This window comes from Bordetella hinzii LMG 13501 (genome assembly GCF_001548475.1).
GTDB lineage: Bacteria > Pseudomonadota > Gammaproteobacteria > Burkholderiales > Burkholderiaceae_B > Bordetella > Bordetella hinzii.
The window spans coordinates 1-8,407 of sequence record NZ_LRUJ01000045.1; the positions used below are offsets into that span (position 1 = coordinate 1).

General features: G+C 66.8%; 8 protein-coding genes. 5 read left to right on the plus strand and 3 right to left on the minus strand.

Translation table 11 applies throughout. The annotated features are described in order from the left end of the window. From AXA74_RS21100 to AXA74_RS21110, 3 genes are all read right to left on the minus strand, one after another. The coding region (locus tag AXA74_RS21100; protein ID WP_155680903.1) for a FecR domain-containing protein at positions 1 to 600 on the minus strand (600 nt) is incomplete at its 3' end. Further along, positions 593 to 1,090 (minus strand): sigma-70 family RNA polymerase sigma factor, encoded by a 498-nt coding sequence (locus tag AXA74_RS21105; RefSeq protein ID WP_029580615.1) that lies wholly within the window; start codon positions 1,088 to 1,090, stop codon positions 593 to 595. The genes AXA74_RS21105 and AXA74_RS21100, both read right to left, overlap by 8 nt. Before the next feature lie 80 nt (positions 1,091 to 1,170). After that, a complete protein-coding gene (locus AXA74_RS21110; RefSeq protein WP_029580616.1) occupies positions 1,171 to 1,782 on the minus strand; it encodes a superoxide dismutase in 612 nt (203 codons plus the stop codon). 509 nt (positions 1,783 to 2,291) lie between these two features. Between AXA74_RS21110 and AXA74_RS21115 the strand changes: the two genes are divergently transcribed. The 5 genes from AXA74_RS21115 to AXA74_RS21135 all read left to right on the plus strand — a co-directional run bounded on the left by AXA74_RS21115 (position 2,292) and on the right by AXA74_RS21135 (position 8,318). Continuing rightward, the gene (locus AXA74_RS21115; RefSeq protein ID WP_029580617.1) at positions 2,292 to 2,969 is read left to right on the plus strand and encodes a response regulator transcription factor; all 678 of its coding nucleotides are present in this window, start codon (positions 2,292 to 2,294) and stop codon (positions 2,967 to 2,969) included. Continuing rightward, the gene (locus tag AXA74_RS21120) at positions 2,966 to 4,813 is read left to right on the plus strand and encodes a sensor histidine kinase (RefSeq protein WP_029580618.1); all 1,848 of its coding nucleotides are present in this window, start codon (positions 2,966 to 2,968) and stop codon (positions 4,811 to 4,813) included. Before AXA74_RS21115 ends, AXA74_RS21120 begins: the two co-directional genes overlap by 4 nt. A 254-nt stretch (positions 4,814 to 5,067) precedes the next feature. Further along, on the plus strand, positions 5,068 to 5,859 hold the full coding sequence (locus tag AXA74_RS21125; RefSeq protein ID WP_029580619.1) for a SapC family protein: 792 nt from the start codon (positions 5,068 to 5,070) through the stop codon (positions 5,857 to 5,859). Between the two features lie 16 nt (positions 5,860 to 5,875). After that, positions 5,876 to 6,718: a hypothetical protein gene (locus AXA74_RS21130; protein ID WP_029580620.1), complete on the plus strand. Its 843-nt coding sequence runs from the start codon at positions 5,876 to 5,878 to the stop codon at positions 6,716 to 6,718. Further along, positions 6,711 to 8,318: a TolC family outer membrane protein gene (locus AXA74_RS21135; RefSeq protein WP_029580621.1), complete on the plus strand. Its 1,608-nt coding sequence runs from the start codon at positions 6,711 to 6,713 to the stop codon at positions 8,316 to 8,318. The genes AXA74_RS21130 and AXA74_RS21135 overlap by 8 nt, the downstream gene beginning before the upstream one ends. Positions 8,319 to 8,407: the final 89 nt, after the last annotated feature.

An 8,407-nucleotide genomic window follows, 5' to 3' on the forward strand; every position in this document is an offset into this window, starting at 1 on the left:
CTGGACGTCGGTGTAGCCCCCGGCCAGCGCCACGGTATAGCGCGTGCCGTGCGCAATGGCTTCGCCGTCCCGCGTGGACACCAGGAAAGGGCGGCTGTCGCCGGCGGCGGTGCGCACCAGGATGCGGCCGTCCAACAGGACAATGCGCCTGGCCTGCGCGCCATAGTCCAGGTCGACCGCGCTGCCGCTGTCGAGATAGAGCTCCCCGCCATCCGGCAGGCTCACGCGGCGCATCTCGCCCGTGCCGGTGCGCAGATCGGCGCGCGCCAGGCGCCAGGCCGGGCCGGCGGCCGGCAGCCACCAGGGCGAGGCGGCCGTCACGCCCAGGGCCAGCGTGAGCAGGGCGCGGCGCGACAGGCGGTGGCCGCAGCGGCGCAGGGCGGGCGCGGCCAGCTCGGCGGGCAGGGCCTGCAGACGGGCGGCCAGGCGGGCGATGCGCTGCCAGGCCAGTTCATGGTCGGGGTGGCGGCGGCGCCAGCGCTCGCAATCTCGCCGCTCGTCCTCGGTGGCTTCGCCCGACCATAGGCGCGCGCTCCAGGCCGCGGCCTCGCGCACGATGGCCGGCGCGAGCGGGCGGCCGTCGTCGGTCCGCTCAGCCATAGACCGTCTGGTAGCAGGCCTGGATGGCGGTCATCATGTATTTCTGTACGGAGCTGACCGTGACCGACAGCCGCTGGGCGATTTCACGGTAGCCCAGGCCTTCGAGCTGGGACAGCAGAAAGGCCTCGCGCACCTTGACGGGCAGGCGGTCGAGCATGGCGTCGACCTCGGTGAGCGCTTCCAGGATGAGGGCGCGCGATTCGGGCGAGGGCGCCAGGGCCGGCGGCAGGGCCGAGACGGCTTCCTGGTAGGACTGCTCAATGGCGCGGCGGCGGCGCAGGTCGATCACCAGCCCCTTGGCCACTTGGACCAGGAAGGCGCGCGACTGGTCTTCACGCGCCGGCAGGCGCCCGGAACGCATCAGGCGCAGATAGGTGTCGTGTGCCAGATCCGCGGCATCGCCATGGTTGCCGAGTTTGCCCAGCAGCCAGCTTTGCAGCCAGCCGTGGTGGCGGGAATACAGAAGGCCGATGTCGATGGCGTCTGCCATGGTGGGAGCGTCGCGGACGGAAACAAGAAAATAAGACTTATTATCATCTTTGTCCGTCCGCCGCGCAATCGGCCCCGGCTTCAAGCCAGCGCGGCCTCGTAGCGGCGCGCCACCTCGGGCCAGTGGATCACCTCATAGAAGGCCGCGATGTAATCGGGCCGGCGATTTTGGTATTTGAGGTAGTAGGCGTGCTCCCAGACGTCCAACCCCAGGATGGGGGTATGGCCTTCCATGAGCGGGCTGTCCTGGTTGGCGCTGCTCTGCACCAGCAGCGTCTTGCGCGGCGTGACGCATAGCCAGGCCCAGCCGCTGCCAAAGCGCGTGAGCGCGGCCTGGGTGAATTGCTCCTTGAAACGGTCCAGGCCGCCCAGCTCGGCATCGATGGACGCGGCCAGCCGGCCCTGGGGACGGCCGCCGCCCCGGGGCGACATGATGTCCCAGAACAGGCTGTGATTGGCGTGGCCGCCGCCGTTGTTGCGCACCGCGGCGCGGATATCCTGCGGCAGCCGGTCGATATCGGCCAGCAGCGTCTCGACGGGAGGAAAAGACAGGCCGCGGGATTGCAGGGCGGCATTCAGGTTGTTGATATAGGTCTGGTGATGCCGCGTGTAGTGGATCTCCATGGTCTGCGCGTCGATATGGGGTTCGAGCGCGTCGTAGGCATAGGGCAGGGGGGGCAGGGTATAAGCCATTTCAATCTCCGTCTGGTCCAGCAAGGACAGGAGAGGCTGGCATGGCGCGGGGCGTGGGCGGCCTGCATGGTCGGAGGTCCGGGGGTGATGATGCGAATGGTATGTATTTTTATTGCTGGGGCAAAGCAAACCCGTGCCGCGGGCGGGGCCTTTGGGCCGGCCTCTACGACTAAAGGCGGATGACGCTCGTGCGCAATATTGTTATTGTTCGCCGGCGTGGATTCGCGCAAGGTTTTGAATCAGTTTTGCCTAATCTTTCTGTTCTCGAGAAAATGATTCGGGGTTAACGTGACTGCACGTTGACATATATCCCGGCTATGTTTCGATATAAAACAGTTGATGCCGGATTTGCGGGGGCGGACGGAACTCCGCCGCGTATGAAGAGCCAGCAATGCTATTCTTCGCCCGCTTATTTGTAATTTGATTTTTCCGCCTCTTGCATAATCCTGGCCCGGCCCGCCTTGGCGCCATGACTGTCATATCCTGACGCACTCGACCCGAACCTATCTATGTCCGCCCTTCCATCCCTTCTCGACTTCGCGCTGCGGGCACCAGTGCTGTTGATAGAGGATGAGCCGCCAATCCGCGACCGGCTGGAAAGGGTGTTGCTGCGGCTGGGCTATGAGCAGGATTCGCTGTATTTCGCCGGCTCCCTGGCCGAGGCGCGGGCCAGTTTTTCTCGCCAGCCGGCCGCCGTGGCGCTGGTGGATCTGGGCCTGCCGGATGGCAGTGGCGTGGACCTCATCGCCGAGATGTATGCCGCCAATCCGGAGATGGCCATCCTGGTGGTGTCGGCCTGGAGTTCCGAGGAGGCCATCCTGGCCGCCTTGCGCGCGGGCGCTTCGGGCTATGTGCTCAAGGAGCGCGACGACCTGGAGGTCAGCATCGCCGTGCGCAGCATCCTGAGCGGCGGCGCGCCCATCGATCCCTTCGTGGCGCGGCGCCTGCTGCAGGAGTTCCGCGGCCGGCCCGTGGACCTGCCCGATGCCGCCGGCCCGCTGAGCCCGCGCGAAACCCAGATCCTGCGCCTGGTGGCTTCCGGCCTGGGCAATCGCGAAATTGCCGAGCAGTTGCATCTGTCGCGCTACACGGTCGAGCGGCATATCAAGCATATCTATCGCAAACTGGTTGTGTCCTCGCGCACCAAGGCCATCCATGCCGCGCGGGCGCGCGGCCTGCTGGATTGAGGGCGCTGCTGCTCCTGCTGCTGTTGTGCTGCCTGTCGCCAGTCCGCGCGCAGGCGCCGCCATCCGCGTGTACGGCCGAGATCGAGCGGATACAGGCCGCGCGCGCCATGGACGGCGCCACGCCGGACGAGAGGCTGGCGTGGCAGGCCGTGGCCCTGCCCGACGACTGGCAGGCGCGCTGGCCCGATTACCAGGGCAGCGTCTGGTACCGCGTCGATTGGTCGCCGCGCTGCGCGGGCCGGCAGCCGCTGGGCCTGGTGTTGCCTTCGGTCAACCTGGCCGGCGAGGTCTATAGCAACGATGAACTGATCTGGCGCGATGCCAGCCTGGCCGAGCCTTTGTCGCGCAGCTGGAATATGCCGCGTTTCTGGATCCTGCCCTCGTCCTCGCTGCGCGAGACGGGCAATACGCTCTGGGTGCGGGTGGTGGGCCGGGCCGACCTGGGCGCGGGCCTGGGGCCGGTGCATATCGGCCAGGCGCAGGCGATGCAGGCCTTGCGCGACCGCTTGGCCTGGCGCCACCGCAGTCTGTATGCCCTGAACCTCATCGTGTCGCTGACGGTGGGCGGCCTGTTTTTCTGCATCTGGCTGGCACGGCGCTCGCAGCGCGATTACGGCTGGTATGCCTTCATGGCCTTGTGCTGGTCCGCCTTTGTGGCCAATGTGCTGTTGACGTCGCCTTGGCCCTTCGGCGACTCGGCGTCGCTGGCGCGCGCCAACCTCATGGCCCTCGTGCTCTATGTGGCGGGTTTCTGCATGTTCATCTGGCGTTTCGGAGGGCAGTCGCTGCCGCGCCTGGAGCGCGCCCTGTGGGGCTTGAGCGTGGCGCTCCTGGCCTTGCTGGCCCTGGCGCCGGACAGCCATCTGCGCCCGGCCTTGCTGGCGGGCCTGATCGTGCCCGCCGGTATCTTCTTCCTGAACTGCCTGCAGTTCCCGCTGCGGGCCTGGCGCACGCGCGACCCGGACCATGCCGTCATGGCGCTATGCCTGCTGGTGTTCTTTGCCGCCGGCCTGCATGACTTCCTGATGACCTTCAAGCTGATCCGGGGCGAGCTGTCTTATACGGCCTTCACCAGCATCGTGGCCATGGTGTCGATGGCGGCGGTGCTGGGCATGCGCATCGCCCGCAATATTTCCCGGGTGGAGCGCTTCAATCTGGAGCTGGCCGAAAGCGTGCGGCAGGCCCGGGCCGAGCTGCGCACTTCGCTGGCCCTGGAACATGCGCTTGCGCTGGCCAATGCCCGGCTGCAGGACCGCCTGCAGCTGGCCCATGATCTGCACGACGGGCCGGGCGGCTCCCTGGTGCGCATGATGGCCTTGGTGGAGCAGGCCGACGAGCCGCTGCGCAACCAGGAGGTGTTGGCCATCCTCAAGCACATCCGCGACGATCTGCGCCAGGCCATCGACAGCGGGGCCGGCGAGGGCATGCCGGTGCCGGACACGCCCGGCGCTTGGATCGCGCCCCTGCGCCACCGGTTCACCGTGCTGTTCGATGCGCTGGGGATCGATGTGCATTGGGAGATCGCGCCGGCCTGGCCGCGCCCGCCCGAGGCCAGGCAGTGCCTGGCCCTGGCGCGCTTGCTGGAAGAGTCGCTGACCAATGTGGTCAAGCACAGCGGCGCGCGCCAGGTGCGGGTGGCGCTGCGGCAGTCTTCACCCAGCGGCTTGTCATTGCAGATCGAGGACGATGGGGTGGGTTTCGATGTCGAGGCGGTGCGCCAGTCCGGCGTGAGCGTGGGCATGCGCAGCATGCAGGCGAGGATCGCCCGCGTGGGCGGCTCGCTGGTCGTCGTTTCCCGCGCCGGGCAGACGCGCCTGGTCGCCACCTTGCCGCAAGCCGGCTGACGCCCATGGCGCGGGCGAGCGGGCTTGATCCACGGGCTTTCCCGGGCCGAAATACCCAGTTTCAGGCATAGACGAGTCTTGACAGAATTCGTTCTAATTATTTCGTTTTTTCCTCACGTCTGACACTATTTCTCACCAACGGCCGCGCCCGGTTTTCTCCGGGAAAACCCTTGTTCATCCCAGGGCGGCGGCTCGACCATGGCGCAGACGGGCGGCAGGAAGACAGGTAACAGTTTCAAGGAGAGGTTTACCAAATGTCCGCAACCGTTTTCTATGAACGCGCCGTGGCGCTGGACCGTGCCGCGCACCAGGACACGAAGATCCAGATCCAGCCGGATCACTACGCCTTCGCGCGCGACACCAATGCGCTGCCCATCGCGGCCAGCGAGTTCGCCGATGCCGGACGCCACTACCCCATCGTTTTCGTGGGCGATGAACAGGGCAATTTCCATGTGGCCGTGCTGCTGGGGCTGGAAGACCGCTCCAATCTTTTCGTGACCGCCGAAGGGATGTGGAAGGCCGACACCTATGTCCCGGCGTTCGCGCGCCGATATCCCTTCGTGCTGGGCACGACCTCGGACGCCGATCGCCTGGCGGTCTGCATTGACGAGTCATACCCCGGCATCAACAGCGCCGAAGGCGTGGCCCTGTTCGAGGATGGCAAGGAGACCGGCTACCTGACCCAGATGATGGAGTTCCTGCGCGTCTTCCAGGGCGAGATGGAACTGACCAAGCAGATGGCCCAGCGCCTGAACGAGCTGGGTCTGCTGGTGGCCAAGACCATCACCATTTCGCAGACCGAGGGCGATCGCTACCTGAGCGGCTTCTGGGTCGTGGACGACCAGAAGTTCGCCGGCATCGACGATGTGCGCGTGGTGGAGCTGCACCGGTCGGGCATCCTGCGCCTGATCGAGCTGCACCGCGCCTCGCTGGGCAATGTGCCGCGCCTGGCCATGATGCTGGACGAGCAGCGCCGCCAGAAGGCCTTGCAGCAGCAGGAGGTCGCCTCGACGACGGACGCGGCGCCGCGGGAAGCGGCCGCCTGAGCCGGACCGCGCCGACATGGTGACCGCAACGCTCGGCCCGGCCGGCGAGGATGTGCATATCCCCCTGCATACGCTGAGGGGGGATCGCAGGTTCTGGGCCGACCGCCTGCTCTCGGTGTTCAAGGGCAAGCAGATCGACGGCGTGGAGTGGTCGATGAAGTTCTCGGCCGCGGGCCTGGTCGGCAACCGCTTTTTGCTGGGCGTGCAGCGCGAGCACTGGCGCATGCTGGACTTCTCGACGCTGTCGCGCGCCCTGGCGATTCCGCAGCCCTTGTGGATGCGCATCATGCAGGACATGGAACAGGCGCGCGCCATGTTCTTTGCCTACGAGCCGGATATCGAGGACGGCGACACCTATCGCGTCTATCTCGAGTTCATGCCCGCGCCCGAGGCCTTGCGCCAGCACGGCGCGCTGCCCTTGGGCTGCGGCTACAAATGGCATCCGGCGACCGGGCGCGTGGCGGGCATCACGGCCTACCGCATGCGCCATCTGCAGGACCGCGCCGCCTTCGAGGGCTATCTGCAGCCCTATCTGGAGCGCCTGGCCCAGCCCGTGCTCCGGCGCATGGCGCGCGACGTCATCGGCCGCGCGGCCGAGGCGGCCGATCCGGCGCGCTTCATGTTCCTGGAGGTGGACGAAGCCGGGAGCCGGCGCGACTCCTTCACGGTCACATTCCGCGGGGCGGATCTGCCGCTGCGCGGTTTCATTCCCGATCTGTTGCGCCTGGCCGGGAGCCTGGCGCTGCCCGAAAGCGAAGTGCTGGGATTTCTCGTGCCCGACGAACCGCGCAGCCTGTATAGCCTGGCTGCCGGCACCGCCCGGGATGGTCATGAGTTTTTGACTGTCTACTATGACTGAAGACGATAAGCTTGCTCCGAGCCGCCCGGCCTGGATGGCGCTGACGATACTGGCCGCCACGCTGGGGCTGGGCGCCTGCGCCACACGCGAGGCGCACCAGGCCGAGGCCACGCCGGCCCAGGTCCAGACCGACGCCGGTCTGCTCAAGACGGATCTGTCCGGGCCGATGGAAGACTCGGGGTTCGCCCAGCCCGCGCCCAGCGCGCGCATGGACCAGGTCGCTCCCGTGCCCGCGCCGCCTTTCGATGAGAAGACCGAGCTGCCGGCGCCGGCGACCTATCGGGCCGAAGACATGCCGGCCTACAACGCCGCCGAGCTGCCGGCGCAGACCGAGCCCATGACGCTGGACCAGGTCTATATGCTGGCGCTGCAGAACGATCCGCAATTGCGCGGCGCCTACCAGGAGCTGCAGGCCGTGGGCTATGGCGTGACCGCCGCGCGCGCCGGGCTGTTGCCCAGCGTGACGGGCGAGGCCAACCGCGCGCGCGTCAAGCAGAACGTGGTCGACAGCGAAAACGCCGTCTACCAGACGGGCCGCGCCAACTGGAGCGAGAACGGCTGGGCGCTGACGCTGACGCAGCCCATCTTCGACCTGGGCGCGTATCACAAGTGGCGCCAGTCGCAGGATGCCGAGCGCAAGGAAGTGGCGAGCTATGCCTATGCGCAGCAGGACCTGATGCTGCGCGCGGCCACGGCCTATCTGAGCATCCTGGCCGCCCAGGACCAGATCGAGCTGACCGAGGCCGAACGCAACACCACCGAAAAGCAGATGGAGCTGGTGCAGGCGCGCTATCACAGTGGCCAGGAAACCGAGGTGGGCGTCAGCGAAGTGCAGGCCCGCCTGGATCTGCAGCAGGCCAACACGCTGCTGGCGCGCCACGATTATCTGGACAAGCAGCAGGGCCTGCAGGAAATCATCGGCTACGGGAATGTGAAGCTGCGCCGCGTGCGCCGCGACCTGCCCATGGCCTTGCCGCAGCCCAATGACGCCCAGGTCTGGCTGCGCACGGCGCTGGAGCAGAATTGGTCCATCCGCGCGGCCTCGGCGGCGGTGGCCGTGGCCGAGAAGGAAGTGTCGGTGCAGCGCGCCGGCTATTACCCCAGCCTGGCCTTGCGCGCCTCGACCGGCCGCAACGAGACCGGCGGCAGCCTGTTCGGCGGCGGCAGCACGGTGGCCGACACCCGCGTCACGCTCAATCTGAGCGTGCCCATCTTCCAGAGCGGCTATACCTATGGCATGAGCCATGCGGCGGCCAGCCGCCTGGGCGCGGCCTCATCGGAATTGAGCCTGGCGCGCCGCAAGGTGCAGCGCCAGGTGTTTTCTTCTTTCCAGAACATCGTCATCGGCATCGACCGTATCAAGGCCCTGAACAGCTCGGTGCAGTCTTTCGAGTTGGCGCTCAAGCAAAAGGAAGAGGGCTTCAAGGCGGGATTGAACGACATCGTCAGCGTGCTGGACGCCACGCGCAATCTGTACAACGCGAAGCGGCAGCAGGCCGAGGCGGGATACAACTTTGTGCTGGACGGCCTGAAGCTCAAGCAGGCGGCGGGCACTTTGAATGCGGCGGACATCGCGGCGATCAGCCAAGAGATCCTGTAATCCGCCTGGCGGCAGGCAGCGACAAGGCCGTTTCCGCGGGAGATGGCCGTTTCCTTTTTTTAGGCCGGGAAGGTTCCGGCGACATTGAA